Source organism: Streptomyces sp. NPDC006476 (assembly GCF_040612015.1).
GTDB classification, from domain to species: domain Bacteria; phylum Actinomycetota; class Actinomycetes; order Streptomycetales; family Streptomycetaceae; genus Streptomyces; species Streptomyces griseorubiginosus_B.
Map to the genome: position 1 here is coordinate 146,099 of NZ_JBEXPK010000004.1, position 16,813 is coordinate 162,911.

A 16,813-nucleotide genomic window follows, 5' to 3' on the forward strand; every position below is an offset into this window, starting at 1 on the left:
CGACTGGCGGTCACTCGGCCGAGGTTCCGGTGCGCTCGGCGATCAGTGCCGCCGCCTCCTCGCGGAGGTCACGCCGGAGTTCCTTGGGCAGCGAGAAGGTGATGGACTCCTCGGCCGCCTTGACGATCTCCACGTCCTCGAAGCCGCGCTGCGACAGCCACTGAAGGACCTGCTCGACCAGGACCTCGGGGACGGAGGCGCCGGAGGTCACGCCGACCGTGGAGACGCCCTCCAGCCAGGCCTCGTCGATCTCGTCGGCGAAGTCCACCAGGTGGGCCTCGCGGGCGCCGGCCAGCTTGGCCACCTCGACGAGGCGCTTGGAGTTGGAGGAGTTGCGGGAGCCGACCACGATGACCAGGTCCGCCTCGGCGCCCATCTGCTTCACCGCGAGCTGACGGTTCTGGGTCGCATAACAGATGTCGTCGCTGGGCGGGGAGATCAGCTGCGGGAACTTCTCCTTGAGGGCGTCGACGGTCTCCATGGTCTCGTCGACGGAGAGCGTGGTCTGGGAGAGCCACACGACCTTGGACGGGTCGCGGACCTCGACCCCGGCGACGTCGCCGGGGCCGTCGACCAGCGTGATGTGGTCGGGGGCCTCGCCGGAGGTGCCGATGACCTCCTCGTGGCCCTCGTGCCCGATCAGGAGGATGTCGTAGTCCTCCTTGGCGAAGCGGACGGCTTCCTTGTGGACCTTGGTGACCAGCGGGCAGGTCGCGTCGATGGTGGCCAGCCTGCCGCGCTCGGCCTCCTCGTGGACGACGGGGGCCACGCCGTGCGCGGAGAACATCACGATGTTCCCCTCGGGGACCTCCTCCGTGCGCTCGACGAAGATCGCGCCCTTCTTCTCCAGGGTCTGCACCACGTACTTGTTGTGCACGATCTCGTGCCGGACATAGATCGGAGCCCCGTACTGCTCCAGGGCTTTCTCGACGGCGATCACGGCGCGGTCCACACCCGCGCAGTAGCCCCGGGGGGCGGCGAGCAGGACACGGCGGCCAGGCGAAGCGGTCATGCGAACCATCGTAAGGCCGCGCCCGGGAGGCCGAAGATCATGTCCGGTCGGCGGAGCCGGCCCGGGGTGTCAGCCGCGGCCGTTACCCTCGCGGCATGGCTCTCAACACGTCCGCGGAGACTCCCCTGCCCGTCGGTGAGGTGTCGCGGCTCATCGGCGGGTGGATCGACCGGCTGGGGGCTGTCTGGGTCGAGGGGCAGATCACTCAGTTGTCGCGGCGGCCCGGCGCCGGGGTGGTGTTCCTGACGCTGCGCGACCCCTCGTACGACATCTCGATCGGGGTCACCTGTTATCGGCAGACGTTCGACGCGGTGGCCGACATCGTGAGCGAGGGCGCGCGGGTCGTCGTGTACGCCAAGCCCGAGTGGTACGCGCCCCGCGGCCAGCTCTCGCTGCGCGCCGCCGAGATAAGGCCCGTCGGGGTCGGTGAACTGCTCGCGCGGCTGGAGCAGTTGAAGAAGACGCTGGCCGCCGAGGGCCTGTTCGCGACGGAGCGGAAGAAGCCGTTGCCGTTTCTGCCGCAGCTGATCGGGCTGGTGTGCGGACGGGCCTCCGCGGCCGAGCGGGACGTGCTGGAGAACGCCCGGCACCGCTGGCCCGCGGTCCGCTTCGAGGTGCGCAACGTAGCCGTCCAGGGCGTGCACGCCGTCCCGCAGGTCGTACAGGCCGTGAAGGAGCTCGACGAGCTGGGCGACGTGGACGTGATCATCGTCGCGCGCGGCGGGGGCAGCGTGGAGGATCTGCTGCCCTTCTCCGACGAGCAGCTCGTGCGCACGGTCGCCGAGTGCCGTACGCCGGTGGTGTCGGCCATCGGCCACGAGCCGGACAACCCCCTTCTCGACTACGTGGCCGACCTGCGGGCCTCCACACCGACCGACGCGGCCAAGAAGGTCGTACCGGACGTCGGGGAGGAGTACGAGCGGGTGCGGCAGCTGCGGGACCGGGCGCGGCGGTGCATGGAGGCCTTCGTCGAGCGGGAGGAGCGGGGGCTCGCGCACGCCCTCGCGCGGCCCTCGATAGAGGATCCGCACCGGATGATCGACGAGCGGGCCGACCACGTGGCCTCGCTGGTCGAGCGGTCCCGGCGGACCCTCGGGCATCTCCTCGACCGCGCCGACTCCGAGCTGACGCACACGCACGCGCGCGTGGTGGCCCTCTCCCCCGCCGCCACCTTGAAGCGCGGTTACGCCGTGCTGCAGAAGGCCGACGGGCACGTGGTGCGGGACCCGGCCGAGGTGGCGGCTCAGGAGCCGTTGCGGGCGCGGGTCTCCGAGGGTGAGTTCTCCGTACGAGTCGATGTCTAGGGTGGGCGGATGAGCAGCAAGGTGGCGGAAGAGGCGCTCGGGTACGAGCAGGCCCGGGACGAGCTGATCGAGGTCGTACGACGGCTGGAGGCCGGCGGTACGACGCTGGAGGAGTCCCTGGCGCTGTGGGAGCGGGGCGAGGAGCTGGCCAAGGTCTGCCGGCGCTGGCTGGACGGGGCGCGGGCCCGGCTGGACGCGGCACTGGCGGAGGAGGAAGAGACCGCGGACGAGGAAGGCGAGTAGCCGTACACGGAGGGGTTCGTGTGAAGCGGATCACCCCGACCCGGTTTTTGTTGAAGCTTGAAATTCCTTGACGTACCTTCGTGACGTCAGCCTATCCGGACCGCGGTCCGGTACGGAGTCCGACGCCACCCCGAGGAAGATCCCGCATGTCTCTCGTTCTCGACCCCGCCGCCCAGGACCTGCTGTTCCGTGAGGCCCGCACCGCGAACACCTTCACCGACGAGCCGGTGACCGAAGAGCAGGTGCAGGCGATCTACGACCTGGTCAAGTACGGCCCGACGTCCATGAACCAGTCGCCGCTGCGGGTCACGCTGGTCCGCTCCGCCGAGGCCCGTGAGCGTCTGGTGAAGCACCTGGCCGAGGGCAACCAGAAGAAGACCGCCGCCGCTCCGCTGGTCGCGATCCTCTCCGCGGACAACGAGTTCCACGAGGAGCTGCCGCACCTCTTCCCGCACTTCCCGCAGGCCAAGGACATGTTCGCCGGCAGCCGCGAGGCCCGCGAGAAGAACGCCGGCCTCAACGCCGCCCTGCAGGCCGCCTACTTCATCATCGGCGTGCGCGCCGCGGGCCTCGCCGCGGGCCCGATGACCGGCGCCGACCTCGCGGGCATCCAGAAGGAGTTCCTGGACGACGACCACACCCCGCTGATGGTCGTCAACATCGGCAAGCCGGGCGAGGACGCCTGGTTCCCGCGCTCCCCGCGCCTGGAGTACGAGCAGGTCGTCACCACGGTCTGAGCGGGTTCCGTACGACGAGAGGCCCCCGGCGGTGTCGCCGGGGGCCTCTCGCACGCTCGGACGCGGTCACGACGTCTTCAATGCCTGCGCCATCTCGGTCAACTGCTGGAAGGAGCCGGTGCCCGCGACCACCGTGGTCGAGCCCTTGGCGGGCAGCACCAGGGCGTCGTAGCGTCCGCCGGTGTAGCGGGTCCAGGTCCGGCCGTCGATCCGCTGGGTGTTCTTGGTGGCCGCCGCGCCCTGGGTGGCCTGGTCGATGAACTCCGACGGCTTCTGAGTGGACTGCTCGATCTGCACGTACTGACCGTCGGGGGCGTGGAAGCCCAGGTGCCAGGCGTCGAAGTTCGCGCCGTCGAAGCGGACCGAGGTCGCCTTCCAGGCCGTCGGCAGGCCCTCGGGGGCGGCCACCGGGTAGGCCGCGGAACGGCGCGCCGTGAGGAGCTCGACGCGGTAGTCCACCCGGGGGATGTCGGGAGCGGAGTCGTCGTGCGGGATGAACACGTAGATGAGCGCCGCCGCGATCCCGATCAGGCCCAGGGAGAGGATCATGTCCCGGACCGTTTTCTGCTTGCCGTTCGAACCTGCCACGCCCCCTATCGTCGCAGGTGCCCGGTCCGCTCATCCGTGGGGTCCCCTGCTCATTTTGTCGGACTGACGATAGAGTCGAGGGTCGAACCCTCATCCGGCCGTCGTCGTATCAGAAAGGTGCGCCTCGATGACCGAGCATCATCACCTGCCGTCCGAGCTCGAAGTCCCCAGCGAAGCCCCCGACCGCAACCTCGCCCTGGAACTCGTCCGGGTGACCGAAGCCGCCGCGATGGCCGCCGGCCGCTGGGTCGGGCGGGGCGACAAGAACGGCGCCGACGGTGCCGCCGTGCGCGCCATGCGGACCCTCGTCCACACGGTGTCGATGAACGGCATCGTGGTCATCGGCGAGGGCGAGAAGGACGAGGCGCCGATGCTCTTCAACGGGGAGCGTGTCGGAGACGGCACGGGGCCGGAGTGCGACATCGCCGTCGACCCGATCGATGGCACGACCCTGACGGCCAAGGGCATGCCGAACGCGATCGCCGTGCTGGCGGCCGCCGACCGCGGGTCGATGTTCGACCCGTCGGCCGTGTTCTACATGGACAAGCTGGTCACCGGGCCCGAGGCGGCGGACTTCGTCGACATCGACGCGCCGGTGTCCGTGAACATCCGGCGGGTCGCCAAGGCCAAGCGTTCGACCCCGGAGGACGTGACGGTGGTGATCCTGGACCGGCCGCGGCACGAGGGGATCATCAAGGAGATCCGCGAGGCGGGCGCGCGGATCAAGCTGATCTCCGACGGAGACGTCGCCGGGTCGATCTACGCGCTGCGCGAGGGCACCGGCGTCGACATGCTGCTCGGCATCGGTGGTACGCCGGAGGGGATCATCTCGGCCTGCGCGGTGAAGTGCCTGGGCGGGACCATCCAGGGCAAGCTGTGGCCGAAGGACGACGCGGAGCGGCAGCGGGCGATCGACGCCGGGCACGATCTGGACCGGGTGCTGATGACCGACGACCTGGTGTCCGGGGAGAACGTCTTCTTCGTCGCGACCGGCATCACCGACGGCGAGCTGCTGCGCGGGGTGCGCTACCGCTCGGAGACCGCGACGACCGACTCGATCGTGATGCGCTCGAAGTCGGGCACGGTCCGGCGGATCGCCTCCGACCACCGGCTGAGCAAGCTGCGGGCCTACAGCGCGATCGACTTCGACCGCGCCAAGTAGCGGCGGCGGCCGGCGCGTGAACAAGGGGGCGCCCCCTGGTGCGGAGGGGGCGCCCGGCTCACGTGCGTCTCGCCACGAGGGCCGGTTGGCCCTGGGGCCTGTTGGCCCTAGCCCGCCTGCGCTATACGGCCCTGGGCCCGCGCGGCCTTCTTCAGCTCCATCTCGCGGCGTCGGCGGCGGGCCAGGACCACGCGGCGTTCGGCGGCGGTGAGGCCACCCCAGACGCCGTAGGGCTCGGGCTGCACCAGGGCGTGTTCGCGGCACTCGACCATGACCGGGCAGCGGGCGCAGACCCGCTTGGCCGCCTCCTCGCGGGAGAGCCGGGCGGCGGTGGGTTCCTTGGATGGGGCGAAGAACAGGCCGGCCTCGTCGCGCCGGCACACCGCCTCGGTGTGCCATGGAGCGTCTTGGTCCCTGTCCCGCACGGGCCCCCGCTGGGCCGGTACGGCAGCTACCTGCAGGGACGTATGCGGCGGTTGCAGCACGGTCTACTCCTGACGACGGCTTCGCGAGCGAGAGACGATGCAGCAAGCCCTACCCGCTGTGCGCGCGCCTATGCACTGAGTTCCGAACCGCTGGAATCCACGATTCACACTTGTCAATGGCCCAGGTGTTTGCGCAAACTCCGGTCGACCTTGTGCTGAACCCGATCGAGGATGTCGGCGACGAGCTTGCCCCGCTTGGGCCGCGCCTCCACGTTGCCCAGCACGGCCCAGCCGTCGACGTAGACGACCGGGGCGTCAGGGTCGGACGAATCCAGCGGAGCCACCTCGAAGTTGCCGAGCACACCGCCGCCGGTGCCGCGCAGCGACACGTTCTCCGGGACGCGGACCTCGATGTTGCCGAAGACCGAGACCGCCTTGACCACGACCTGCTGGTACTCGAAGAGGGCCTCACTGAGGTCTATCTCCACGCTGCCGAAGATCGCGTACGCGTGGATACGGCGGCCGGCCCGCCAGCGGCCCTTGCGCATGGCGCTGCTGAACACCGCCACGACGTTGTCGTCCGGGTCCACCGGGATCGCACCCAGGGTGGGGCGGCTCGGGGCCGCGGCGAAGGCGGGGGCCGCGCGATGGCGGTGGGCGGCCGGCAGGTCCCGGATGAAGACCTCCAGCTCGCCGACCGTCTTGGCGGCGAGAACGCCCTCCACCCGCTCGGCGTGCTCGTCGGCGGTCAGGCGGCCCTCGGCGAGGGCCTCGCGCAGGATGTCGGCGATACGGTCCCGGTCGGCGTCCGAGGCACGCAGCTCCGGCGCCGCGGGGGCGGGTTCGGTGTGCTTCTGAAGGTCCACGGCAGCAGCGTACCCAAACACGATAGATCGCGACACCCCCGACTGAGCCTTACCTCACAGACTTCCGGCCTTGGACAGGTTCTAGGCTGGTGAGGCCCGCCAACGTCGGCGGGTCGTCGTCTGTCGAGTGAGGAATGGGCTGCGATGCCTGAGTTCGCGTACACCGATCTGCTCCCCATGGGAGAGGACACCACCCCCTACCGGCTGGTGACCTCCGAGGGTGTCTCCACCTTCGAGGCCGACGGGCGGACGTTCCTCAAGGTGGAGCCGGAGGCGCTGCGCAAGCTCGCCGAGGAGGCCATCCACGACATCCAGCACTACCTGCGGCCCGCCCACCTCGCCCAGCTCCGCCGCATCATCGACGACCCCGAGGCGTCCGCCAACGACAAGTTCGTCGCGCTGGACCTGCTGAAGAACGCCAACATCGCGGCCGCGGGCGTGCTCCCCATGTGCCAGGACACCGGTACGGCGATCGTCATGGGCAAGCGCGGGCAGAACGTCCTCACCCAGGGCGGCGACGAGGAGGCCCTGAGCCGGGGCATCTACGACGCCTACACCCGGCTGAACCTGCGCTACTCGCAGATGGCCCCGCTGACCATGTGGGACGAGAAGAACACCGGCTCCAACCTCCCGGCCCAGATCGAGCTGTACGCGACCGACGGCGGCGCCTACAAGTTCCTGTTCATGGCGAAGGGCGGCGGCTCCGCCAACAAGTCGTTCCTGTACCAGGAGACCAAGGCCGTCCTGAACGAGGCCTCCATGATGAAGTTCCTGGAGGAGAAGATCCGTTCGCTGGGCACGGCCGCCTGTCCGCCGTACCACCTGGCGATCGTCGTCGGCGGTACGTCCGCCGAGTACGCGCTGAAGACCGCCAAGTACGCCTCCGCGCACTACCTGGACGAGATCCCGGCCGAGGGCTCCGAGCTCGGGCACGGCTTCCGGGACAAGGAGCTGGAGCAGAAGGTCTTCGAGCTGACGCAGAAGATCGGCATCGGCGCGCAGTTCGGCGGCAAGTACTTCTGCCACGACGTACGGGTCGTCCGGCTGCCGCGGCACGGTGCGTCCTGCCCGGTCGCCATCGCCGTCTCCTGCTCGGCCGACCGCCAGGCGCTCGCCAAGATCACACCCGAGGGCGTCTTCCTGGAGCAGTTGGAGACGGACCCGGCGCGCTTCCTGCCGGAGACGACCGACGAGCACCTCGACGAGTCCTCGGACGTCGTGAAGATCGACCTCAACCAGCCGATGGAGTCGATCCTCGCCGAACTCACCAAGTACCCGGTGAAGACCCGCCTCTCGCTCACCGGTCCGCTGGTCGTGGCCCGGGACATCGCGCACGCCAAGATCAAGGAACGCCTCGACGCGGGCGAGGAGATGCCGCAGTACCTGAAGGACCACCCGGTGTACTACGCGGGCCCGGCGAAGACCCCAGAGGGCTATGCCTCCGGTTCCTTCGGCCCGACGACCGCCGGCCGCATGGACTCCTACGTCGAGCAGTTCCAGGCCGCGGGCGGCTCCAAGGTGATGCTCGCCAAGGGCAACCGCAGCAAGCAGGTCACGGACGCCTGCGGCAGCCACGGCGGCTTCTACCTCGGCTCCATCGGCGGCCCGGCCGCCCGCCTCGCCCAGGACTGCATCAAGAAGGTCGAGGTCGTCGAGTACGAGGAGCTCGGCATGGAGGCGGTCTGGAAGATCGAGGTCGAGGACTTCCCGGCGTTCATCGTGGTGGACGACAAGGGCAACGACTTCTTCCAGGACCCCGCCCCGGCGCCGACGTTCACGTCGATTCCGGTTCGGGGGCCCGGGCTGGCGTAGTACCTCGGGCGCGGCGGGAGACGGATTCTCGCCCCCGCCGCCCCTACCCGTCCCATCCCCAGGGACTGCCGCCCCTCCAACCCCGCTCGCTCCCAGGTGGCTCCGTCCCCTGGACCCCCGATCGGCCGAAAGGGCCTCGTCCTCAAACGCCGGACGGGCTGACGGGTGCCGCCGGGGGTTGGCCTGACCTCCCGGACGGACGCCCGCCCCTGATTGCGGCAGGGGCGGGCGTCTCACGTCAGCCCGCGCACAGGGTCACGTTGACGGTGTCGCCCGGGTTGGTCACCGTCGGGGCGTGCGGGTCCAGGCCGACCACCAGCCCCGGCTTGCAGCCCTTGACGGCCTTGCGGGTGACGGTGCCGAGCTTGTTCTGCGTCTTGTCGAAGTACGCCTTGGCCTCCTTCAGGTTCCACCTCGAGAAGTCGATCGGCAGCGTCGCGCCGTCATCGAACTGGATCAGCATGGTGGCGGCGTCGCTCTTGGCGACCGTGCTGCTCGCCGCAGGCCGCGCCCTGTGGCCGGTGCCGTCCGACATCGCGGCCAGGGCCGTGCCCCCGCCCGCCACGATCAGCGCGGTGGCGACCGCGGCGATGCCGACGGCCCGCCTGCGCCGGGTGCGGCGGACGATGCCGGGCGCGTCGAAGTCGGGCGCGTCGGCGGAGTTCGCGTAACGGTTCATGGCGTTCACCAGTTCCTCTTCGAAGGGTGCGCAGCCGGAGGGCCGCGCCTCGTGCGACGTCATCGGATTCCTCCCTGGGGCTGCCGCGGTGAAGGGTCGGAGAGTGCGGGGAACTGGCTTCTCAGCTTCTCGATCCCCCGGGCCAGCTGCGAGCGCACCGTGCTCGGGGAGATGTCCAGATCGACCGCTATCTCGCTGTCGGAGAGGTCGTGGAAGTACCGCAGCACCACGACCGTCCGCATCCGCATGGGCAGTTGCTGCAGCGCGCGCACCAACTGGTCCCTGCTGTCTACCTGTCCGTACTCGTCCCCCGGCGCCACGCGCTCGCCACTGTCCGGCACGGTCCTGCGGAACCTGCGCCAGCGGTCGTTGGCCAGGTTCACCATGATCCGCCGCACATAGGCGTCGGGGGCGTCCTTGGCCGAGATCGCGCGCCACTTGCGGCAGGCCCGCTCCAGGGTCTCCTGGACCAGGTCCTCGGCCGCGTCACGGTTGCCCGTGAGCACCAGGGCACCCCGGAACAGCGCGGCCGACCGGGCGGCGACAAAAGCGTCGAAGTCCGTCTCCACACGCTCCTCCCTTCCTGTCACCCGTCCTCGACGCGCACGCCCCCCGGTCTGCTGCACGGCCGTGGTGAGACGTGGGTCACAGCACCCGGGTGGCCCAGGGGCCGGAACATCCCCGCCCTCCCGATCGCTGTACGGGACATGAGCGAATACCGGATCGAGCACGACTCCATGGGTGAGGTACGCGTCCCCGCCGAGGCCAAGTGGCGGGCCCAGACGCAGCGCGCCGTCGAGAACTTCCCCATCTCCGGCCAGCACATCGAGCGCGCCCACATCGAGGCGCTCGCCCGGATCAAGGGCGCCGCCGCGAAGGTGAACGCGCGGCTCGGGGTGCTCGACAAGGACATCGCCGAGGCGATCCAGGAGGCGGCCGCGGAGGTCGCCCGGGGCGACTGGGACGAGCACTTCCCGATCGACGTCTTCCAGACGGGTTCGGGCACCTCGTCCAACATGAACACCAACGAGGTCGTCGCCACGCTGGCGAGCGAGCGGCTGGGCCGGGACGTCCACCCCAACGACCACGTCAACGCCTCGCAGTCGTCCAACGACGTCTTCCCTTCCTCCATCCACATCGCCGCGACCGCTGCCGTCACCCAGGACCTGATCCCGGCCCTGGAGCACCTGGCCGGCTCGCTGGAGCGCAAGTCGGAGGAGTTCGCGGACGTCGTGAAGTCGGGGCGGACGCATCTGATGGACGCCACGCCCGTGACGCTCGGTCAGGAGTTCGGCGGGTACGCGGCCCAGATCCGGTACGGCGTCGAGCGCTTGCACGCCTCGCTCCCCCGGCTCGCGGAGCTGCCCCTGGGCGGCACCGCCGTCGGCACCGGCATCAACACCCCGCCCGGGTTCTCCGCGGCCGTCATCGAGGAGGTCGCCCGGGTCACCGGGCTGCCGCTGACCGAGGCCCGCGACCACTTCGAGGCGCAGGGCGCGCGGGACGGCATCGTCGAGACGAGCGGGCAGCTCAGGACGATCGCGGTCGGGCTGACGAAGATCGCCAACGATCTGCGCTGGATGTCGTCCGGCCCGCGCACGGGGCTCGCCGAGATCGCGCTGCCCGATCTCCAGCCCGGTTCCTCGATCATGCCCGGCAAGGTCAACCCGGTGATCCCGGAGGCGGTGCTCATGGTCGCCGCGCAGGTCATCGGGAACGACGCCACGGTCGCCACCGCCGGGGCGGCCGGCAACTTCGAGCTGAACGTCATGCTGCCGGTGATCGCGAAGAACATCCTGGAGTCGGTCCGGCTGCTGGCCAACGTCTCCCGGCTGCTCGCCGACCGCACCGTGGACGGCATCACCGCGAACCGGGAGCGGGCCCGCGAGTACGCCGAGTCGTCGCCGTCCGTGGTGACGCCGCTGAACAAGTACATCGGGTACGAGGAGGCCGCGAAGGTCGCCAAGAAGGCGCTGGCCGAGCGGAAGACCATCCGTCAGGTGGTGCTGGAGAGCGGGTACGTGGAGCGCGGCGACCTGACCGAACAGCAGCTCGACGAGGCGCTGGATGTCCTGCGGATGACGCGCCCGTAACCGATCGTCGCCGTGGCGAGAACCGTGACGCGCGCCGCAGCGTCGTATGCCTGCGGCACCTAATATCTGTGCATGACGGACGGTGGAGCGGTGAGTGCGGACGTGGCGGGCGGGTCGACGGGCTTCTGGGCCCCCGGGACACAGGTCCTGTGGCGGTACCGGGAGAACGCCGGCGACCGCGTCCACATCGCGCGTCCCGTCACCGTCGTCCGGGACGACGCCGAGCTGCTCGCCGTGTGGCTGGCGCCCGGTACGGAGTGCGTGAAACCGGTGCTCGCCGACGGCACGCCGGTGCACCAGGAACCGCTGGGTTCGCGCTACACCAAGCCCCGGACCGTCCAGCTCGACCGCTGGTTCGGCACGGGTGTGCTGAAGCTGGCCCGGCCCGGCGAGCCCTGGTCGGTGTGGCTGTTCTGGGAGCCGGGCTGGCGGTTCAAGAACTGGTACGTCAACCTTGAGACCCCGCTGGAGCGTTGGGCCGGTGGAGTCGACTCCGAGGACCACTTCCTGGACATCTGTGTGTATCCGGACCGCAGTTGGGCCTGGCGCGACGAGGACGAGTTCGCGCAGGCCCGGCAGGACGGGCTGATGGACGATCACGTGGCCGAACAGGTACGCCGGGCGGGACTGTCCGCGGTGGAGGTGATCCGCGCCTGGGGCCCGCCGTACAGCGACGGCTGGCAGCACTGGCGCCCGGATCCGTCCTGGGCTGTACCTTCGTTGCCGGAGGACTGGGACCGTACGCCCGCGCACGTGTCCACATGAGACCCTTGATGCGCCCCCGGTCCGCAACCGTAGGATCGTCCTCCACAAAGTAGTCAGGGGTCGGTGCGCAGCACCGTCGTCGAGGGGCGGTGGTCGGGTGACGGGTGGGCGCGCAGTAGCAACGGGCGGAGCATGCGCCGGGCTTGACCGATCGTCACCGAGGGGCGGCAGGACGTGAGCGAGGGGTACGAGGGCAACACCGGAACGGGCCGTGAACGGTTCGCCGGTGGCACAGGAACATCCTCTGACCACGCGGGAATTCCGTTCCGGGTGCATGTATTCCGGGTATCGGGATTTCGGCGGGACCAACCGCGCGTACGGCGCGCAGCCCCGGACGGACGGATTCGACACGCGTGACGGAGCATCCGATCTCCTTCGAGCGCCCGCAGCCGGGCGCCGACCCCGCGGACGCCCGCGGGGCGCTCCTGCACACCCAGGCACCGGTGGCCACGCCCTCGGCCGCCTTACCCGCACAGGCACGCACCGGGGAGACTCCGTCGACGCCGGGTACGGCCACGCCGTGCGCCAAGGGAAAGGAACCGGCCTCGCCCTCCGACATCAGCGGCCCCGAGCACTCCCAGCCCGCGGCCGTGGAACCCGACACCCATCGCCCGCGGCCCGTGCCGGAGTCCATCCCGGCCCAGCCGGGAACCGAGCCGGACCGGCCGCAGGACGGCCCCGAGCGCCGTACCGGACAGGGGCTGCCGCCCGGGCGGCCCACGCCCATGCGGCGGGACGGGGACCGGCTCAGGTTCGTGGGCGCGGCGACCCGGCGGATCGCCCGGGGCATCGACCTGGACGAGATCGTCATGGGTCTGTGCCGGGCGACCGTGCCGACGTTCTCCGACGCGATCCTGGTCTATCTGCGCGATCCGCTGCCGGTCGGCGACGAGCGCCCCACGGGCCCGCTGGTGCTGCGGCTGCGGCGCACCGACCGCATCCCGACCGAGCGGGACACCGAGGGCTTCTCACCGGCGCTCCAGCCGGAGCCGGCCGAGCTGTCGGAGCTGGACACGCTGGGCGCCGAGCTGTGCGAGGTGCGGCCCGGCAGCGCGCTCGCGGAGGTGCTGCGCGGGGTGCGGCCGGTCTTCACGGACGCGCCCGGCGCCCACGCCGCGCTGCCCGAACTGCTCGGCGACGGCGGCGAACTGGCCGTGCCCGGCGGCCAGCGCGCGATCCTCGCCCCGCTGCGGGGCCGGCGCCGGGTGATCGGCGCCGCGCTGTTCCTGCGCCGCCCGGAGCGCATCCCCTTCGAACCGGACGACCTCCTGGTCGCCGCCCAGCTGGCCACGCACAGCGCGCTGGGCATCGACAAGGCGGTGCTGTACGGCCGCGAGGCGTACATCGCCGACGAGCTGCAGCGCACGATGCTCCCGGAGACCCTCCCGCGCCCGACGGGCGTCCGGCTGGCCTCGCGCTATCTGCCGGCCGCGGAGACGGCACGGGTGGGCGGCGACTGGTACGACGCGATCCCCCTGCCGGGCAGCCGCGTCGCGCTCGTCGTCGGTGACGTCATGGGCCACTCCATGACGTCGGCGGCGATCATGGGCCAGCTGCGGACGACGGCCCAGACCCTCGCGGGACTGGACCTGCCCCCGCAGGAGGTCCTGCACCACCTCGACGAGCAGGCCCAGCGCCTCGGCACGGACCGCATGGCGACCTGCCTGTACGCCGTCTACGACCCCGTCTCGCACCGCATCACCATCGCCAACGCGGGCCATCCGCCGCCGGTGCTGCTGCATCTGGGCGGGCGGGCCGAGGTGCTGCGGGTGCCGCCGGGCGCGCCGATCGGCGTCGGCGGCGTCGACTTCGAGGCCGTGGAGCTGGACGCGCCGGCCGGGGCGACGCTGCTGCTGTACACCGACGGGCTGGTGGAGTCCCGGCTGCGGGACGTGTGGACCGGCATAGAGCAGCTGCGCGAGAAGCTCGCCGCGACCGCGGCGCTGACGGGGCCGGACCATCCGCCGCCGCTGGAGGCGCTGTGCGACGAGGTGCTCGACATGCTCGGCCCGGGCGACCGGGACGACGACATCGCGCTGCTCGCGGCCCGCTTCGACGGGATCGCGCCGAGTGACGTGGCGTACTGGTTCCTGGAGCCGGAGGACGCGGCCCCCGGCCGTGCCCGGCGCCTGGCCCGGCGGGCGCTGGCGCGCTGGGACATGGAGGACCTGAGCGACTCGGTCGAGCTGCTGGTGAGCGAGGTCGTCACGAACGCGGTGCGGTACGCGTCGCGTCCGGTCACCCTGCGCTTGCTGCGCACCGACGTGCTGCGCTGCGAGGTCGGTGACGACGTGCCCCAGTTGCCGCGGTTGCGCCAGGCCCGCGCCACCGACGAGGGCGGCCGCGGCCTGTACCTCGTCAACCGTCTGGCGCGGCGGTGGGGGGCCACCCGGCTGAGCACCGGGAAGGTCGTCTGGTTCGAGCTCAGCAAGACGGCCGTACCGAGCTGACGAAGTGAGGAAGGGGCGCCCGGTGTGATCACCGGGCGCCCCTTCTTCTTGCCGTCTACTGGCCGTCGTTCGGATTGAGCGGGTTGTCCACCGGGGACGACGGGGAGTTGGACGGGCTGTTGCTGGGGGAGTTGGACGGGCTGTTACTGGGAGAGTTCGATGGCTTGTTGCTGGGAGAGTTCGACGGCGTGTTGCTGGGTGTGCTCGACGGCGTGTTGCTCGGCGTGCTCGACGGCGTGTTGCTCGGCGTGCTCGACGGCGTGTCCGACGGCTGGACCGCAGCGCCCTGGGTGGTGTCCAGTTCGAACTTGGTGACGCTGCCCATCACCCCGAAGGTGTAGGCGGCCCAGATCCGGGCCGGGTAGCTGCCACCGTTGATACGGCCGCTCGGGCTTCCGGGAACATTGCCCGTGGCACCCGTCATCGGGACCTGGGCGTGCGACTTGGGATCCTCGCCGAACAGGCCGACGGAGGTCACCAGGTTCGGCGTGTAGGCGGTGAACCAGGCCGACTTGTTCTTGTCGGACGTACCCGTCTTGCCGGCCACCTGCTGGCCGTCGCGCTCCGGGTTGCTCGCCACCGACGTCTTCGCCGTACCGTCGTCGACCACGCCCGTGAGGACCGAGGTCACCGTGTCGGCGGCCTCAGGGGTGATCACCTGGTCGCCGATCGGGTTCGGGAAGCTGACCGGCTGGTTCTTGCGTTCGGCCGACTTGATGATCGTCGGGGTGACCTTCTTGCCGTGGTTGTCGAGGGTGGCGTAGATGCCCGCCATCTCCATCGGGCTGGCTCCCATGGAGCCCAGCGTCTGCGCGGGAACCGCCTGCATGCCCTTGGTGTCCATGCCGAGCTTGCCGGCGACGGTCATCACCTCGTTCATGCCCACGTCGACGCCCATCTGCGCGAAGACCGAGTTCACGGAGTCGTTCATCGCCTTCTGGACGGTGATCTTTCCGTAATTCTGCTTGTCCTCGTTGGGCGGTGCGAAGCCGACCTTGGTGCCGTTGTCGACCACCTGGCGGCCGCTCGTGCCGTCGTAGATCGTGTTCGCGTCGATGGCCCGGCCGTCCTGGGTCTTCGCACCCTCGTTGAGGGCGGCGGCCAGGATGACCGGCTTGAAGGTGGAGGCGGGCTGGTAGTCCCTGCGCGTCGCGTTGTTCGTGTAGTGCTTGAAGTAGTCGACGCCGCCGTACAGGGCGACGACCTTGCCCGTCTTCGGGTCGACCGAGACGGCACCGGCCTGGACGACGCCGTCGACCTTCCGCTTCTTCGCGTCGAGCTTGCTGGTCAGCTGCTGCTTGACCGACTGCTCCAGCGACTTCTGTTTCTTCTTGTCGATGTTCAGGGTGACGGTCCAGCCGCCCTGGGTCACCAGCGCCTCGGCGTCATTGAGGTTGGAGGCGGTGCCGTTGGCCACGAGCTGCCGCTCCAGCGCCGCGTTGGCCGCGTCCACCAGATAGCCGGTCTGCCCCTCCATGCCGGGCGCCGCCTTGGGCGCCTTCGGCACCGGGAACTTCAGGGCCTGGCGCTTGCTCGCGTCCAGCCAGTTCATCTTGACCATGTTGTCCAGGACGTAGTTCCACCGGGCCTGCGCCAGCTTCTTGCCGGTGTCGGTGGCGATCGCCCAGTCGTACTGGTTCGGCGCCTGAAGGAGCGCCGCGAGGTACGCGCCCTCCTGGACCGTCAGCTTCTGGGCGTCCTTGTGGTAGTACGCCTGCGCCGCGGCCTGGATGCCGTAGGCGCCCCGGCCGTAGTAGCTGGTGTTGATGTAGCCGGCGAGGATGTAGTCCTTGGACTTCTGGCGGTCCAGCTTCAGCGAGATGACCAGTTCCTTCAGCTTGCGCGTGACGGTCTGGTTCTGAGTCAGGTAGTAGTTCTTGACGTACTGCTGGGTGATCGTCGAACCGCCCTGCGCGCCCTTGCCGGAGAGCGTGTTGAGCAGACCTCGGGCCGTGCCCCTCAGGTCGACGCCGGAGTCCTTGTAGAAGGTCTTGTTCTCGGCGGCGACGAAGGTGTGCTGGACGTCCTTGGGGACCTCGGCGAGGTCGACGGTCTCGCGGTTGAGCTTGCCGCTGCGGGTGAGGATCGAGCCGTCGCTGTACTTGTACACGTTGCTCTGCAGCGTGGCGTCGGCGTTCGCGGCCGGTATGGGGGTCATGAGGTACAGCGCGACGAAGGCGCCCATGCCGAGCAGGCAGAGGGCGAAGATCGTGCCGACGATCTTCTTCCAGGTGAAGAGCCGGCGTATGAAGCTCCGGCCGTCCTTGCCCTTCCCCTTGCCCTTGGGCTTGCCCCGGCCCTTGGCCGCCTTGCGGGCCGCCGCCCGGCCGCCGATGACGGTGGGCTCCATCGTGTCCGTGCCGCCCGCCGGCGCCGCCGGTGCGGAGGAGCGCGTAGGGGGCGCCGCGCGGCGGCCACCGCGCTGTCGCGCTCGTCTCTCTTCCGCCCGTCCCATGAGTCCGATCCGCTCCGCTTCGTTCATGTGTGCTCACGAGTCACACAGGTTCGCCGCTCAGGTCAGCTCAGAAAGCTAACACCAGGAGATAGGGCAAAGGTCCGTCGATCCGGCCTTTTGCGGGCGTGACAATCAGCACCCGTCCCAAAGGAACCGACGGATCAGAGCGGTTCAGGGTTGCTCTGCGGGGGTAAAGTGATATCACTTAGCTAGAACCGAGCT

The 16,813-nt window shown here is 70.1% G+C and carries 15 protein-coding genes; 8 read left to right on the forward strand and 7 right to left on the reverse strand.

Features of this window, described 5'->3' with window-relative positions; genetic code table 11:
- Positions 1-10: 10 nt before the first annotated feature.
- A complete protein-coding gene (locus tag ABZZ74_RS06400; RefSeq protein WP_356762169.1) occupies positions 11-1,021 on the reverse strand; it encodes a 4-hydroxy-3-methylbut-2-enyl diphosphate reductase in 1,011 nt (336 codons plus the stop codon).
- 86 nt (positions 1,022-1,107) lie between these two features.
- Between ABZZ74_RS06400 and xseA the strand changes: the two genes are divergently transcribed.
- From xseA to ABZZ74_RS06415, 3 genes are all read left to right on the forward strand, one after another.
- Positions 1,108-2,316, forward strand: coding sequence for an exodeoxyribonuclease VII large subunit (xseA, locus tag ABZZ74_RS06405; RefSeq protein WP_356762170.1), 1,209 nt, complete (start codon positions 1,108-1,110; stop codon positions 2,314-2,316).
- A gap of 9 nt (positions 2,317-2,325) precedes the next feature.
- On the forward strand, positions 2,326-2,559 hold the full coding sequence (locus tag ABZZ74_RS06410) for an exodeoxyribonuclease VII small subunit (RefSeq protein WP_356762171.1): 234 nt from the start codon (positions 2,326-2,328) through the stop codon (positions 2,557-2,559).
- Between the two features lie 146 nt (positions 2,560-2,705).
- Complete coding sequence (locus ABZZ74_RS06415) at positions 2,706-3,296, forward strand: malonic semialdehyde reductase (protein WP_356762172.1); 591 nt, start codon at positions 2,706-2,708, stop codon at positions 3,294-3,296.
- A gap of 66 nt (positions 3,297-3,362) precedes the next feature.
- On the opposite strand, the gene ABZZ74_RS06420 is transcribed toward ABZZ74_RS06415, so the two are convergent.
- Positions 3,363-3,884: a DUF4245 domain-containing protein gene (locus ABZZ74_RS06420; RefSeq protein WP_356762173.1), complete on the reverse strand. Its 522-nt coding sequence runs from the start codon at positions 3,882-3,884 to the stop codon at positions 3,363-3,365.
- Between the two features lie 127 nt (positions 3,885-4,011).
- On the opposite strand from ABZZ74_RS06420, the gene glpX reads away from it, so the two are divergent.
- Positions 4,012-5,046 carry a class II fructose-bisphosphatase gene (glpX, locus tag ABZZ74_RS06425; protein ID WP_356762174.1) on the forward strand — a complete coding sequence of 345 codons (1,035 nt, stop codon included), beginning with the start codon at positions 4,012-4,014 and terminating at the stop codon, positions 5,044-5,046.
- Positions 5,047-5,153: 107 nt separating this feature from the next.
- On the opposite strand, the gene ABZZ74_RS06430 is transcribed toward glpX, so the two are convergent.
- Positions 5,154-5,531: a WhiB family transcriptional regulator gene (locus ABZZ74_RS06430; protein WP_356762175.1), complete on the reverse strand. Its 378-nt coding sequence runs from the start codon at positions 5,529-5,531 to the stop codon at positions 5,154-5,156.
- A gap of 113 nt (positions 5,532-5,644) precedes the next feature.
- Entirely contained in the window at positions 5,645-6,337 is a 693-nt protein-coding gene (locus ABZZ74_RS06435; RefSeq protein ID WP_356762176.1) for a DUF1707 domain-containing protein, read from the reverse strand.
- Positions 6,338-6,481: 144 nt separating this feature from the next.
- On the opposite strand from ABZZ74_RS06435, the gene ABZZ74_RS06440 reads away from it, so the two are divergent.
- A complete protein-coding gene (locus tag ABZZ74_RS06440; RefSeq protein WP_356762177.1) occupies positions 6,482-8,149 on the forward strand; it encodes a fumarate hydratase in 1,668 nt (555 codons plus the stop codon).
- 238 nt (positions 8,150-8,387) lie between these two features.
- On the opposite strand, the gene ABZZ74_RS06445 is transcribed toward ABZZ74_RS06440, so the two are convergent.
- Together ABZZ74_RS06445 and ABZZ74_RS06450 are read right to left on the reverse strand one after the other, a co-directional pair.
- Positions 8,388-8,891, reverse strand: coding sequence for a hypothetical protein (locus tag ABZZ74_RS06445; RefSeq protein ID WP_356762178.1), 504 nt, complete (start codon positions 8,889-8,891; stop codon positions 8,388-8,390).
- The gene (locus tag ABZZ74_RS06450) at positions 8,888-9,397 is read right to left on the reverse strand and encodes a SigE family RNA polymerase sigma factor (RefSeq protein ID WP_356762179.1); all 510 of its coding nucleotides are present in this window, start codon (positions 9,395-9,397) and stop codon (positions 8,888-8,890) included. Before ABZZ74_RS06450 ends, ABZZ74_RS06445 begins: the two co-directional genes overlap by 4 nt.
- Positions 9,398-9,535: 138 nt before the next feature.
- Here ABZZ74_RS06450 and ABZZ74_RS06455 point away from each other — a divergent pair, with 138 nt between their 5' ends.
- From ABZZ74_RS06455 to ABZZ74_RS06465, 3 genes are all read left to right on the forward strand, one after another.
- Positions 9,536-10,921, forward strand: coding sequence for a class II fumarate hydratase (locus ABZZ74_RS06455; RefSeq protein ID WP_356762180.1), 1,386 nt, complete (start codon positions 9,536-9,538; stop codon positions 10,919-10,921).
- Positions 10,922-10,993: 72 nt separating this feature from the next.
- A complete protein-coding gene (locus ABZZ74_RS06460; RefSeq protein WP_356762181.1) occupies positions 10,994-11,686 on the forward strand; it encodes a DUF402 domain-containing protein in 693 nt (230 codons plus the stop codon).
- 353 nt (positions 11,687-12,039) lie between these two features.
- The gene (locus ABZZ74_RS06465) at positions 12,040-14,136 is read left to right on the forward strand and encodes a SpoIIE family protein phosphatase (RefSeq protein ID WP_356762182.1); all 2,097 of its coding nucleotides are present in this window, start codon (positions 12,040-12,042) and stop codon (positions 14,134-14,136) included.
- Positions 14,137-14,191: 55 nt separating this feature from the next.
- On the opposite strand, the gene ABZZ74_RS06470 is transcribed toward ABZZ74_RS06465, so the two are convergent.
- Complete coding sequence (locus ABZZ74_RS06470) at positions 14,192-16,591, reverse strand: transglycosylase domain-containing protein (protein WP_356762302.1); 2,400 nt, start codon at positions 16,589-16,591, stop codon at positions 14,192-14,194.
- Positions 16,592-16,813: the final 222 nt, after the last annotated feature.

Excerpts from the sequence above, each read along its gene's own strand:
- ABZZ74_RS06400 (WP_356762169.1), bottom strand. The coding sequence starts at position 1,021 with ATGGTTCGCATGACCGCTTCGCCTGGCCGCCGTGTCCTGCTCGCCGCC.
- xseA (WP_356762170.1), top strand. The coding sequence starts at position 1,108 with ATGGCTCTCAACACGTCCGCGGAGACTCCCCTGCCCGTCGGTGAGGTG.
- ABZZ74_RS06410 (WP_356762171.1), top strand. The coding sequence starts at position 2,326 with ATGAGCAGCAAGGTGGCGGAAGAGGCGCTCGGGTACGAGCAGGCCCGG.
- ABZZ74_RS06415 (WP_356762172.1), top strand. The coding sequence starts at position 2,706 with ATGTCTCTCGTTCTCGACCCCGCCGCCCAGGACCTGCTGTTCCGTGAG.
- glpX (WP_356762174.1), top strand. The coding sequence starts at position 4,012 with ATGACCGAGCATCATCACCTGCCGTCCGAGCTCGAAGTCCCCAGCGAA.
- ABZZ74_RS06440 (WP_356762177.1), top strand. The coding sequence starts at position 6,482 with ATGCCTGAGTTCGCGTACACCGATCTGCTCCCCATGGGAGAGGACACC.
- ABZZ74_RS06445 (WP_356762178.1), bottom strand. The coding sequence starts at position 8,891 with ATGACGTCGCACGAGGCGCGGCCCTCCGGCTGCGCACCCTTCGAAGAG.
- ABZZ74_RS06455 (WP_356762180.1), top strand. The coding sequence starts at position 9,536 with ATGAGCGAATACCGGATCGAGCACGACTCCATGGGTGAGGTACGCGTC.
- ABZZ74_RS06460 (WP_356762181.1), top strand. The coding sequence starts at position 10,994 with ATGACGGACGGTGGAGCGGTGAGTGCGGACGTGGCGGGCGGGTCGACG.
- ABZZ74_RS06470 (WP_356762302.1), bottom strand. The coding sequence starts at position 16,591 with ATGGGACGGGCGGAAGAGAGACGAGCGCGACAGCGCGGTGGCCGCCGC.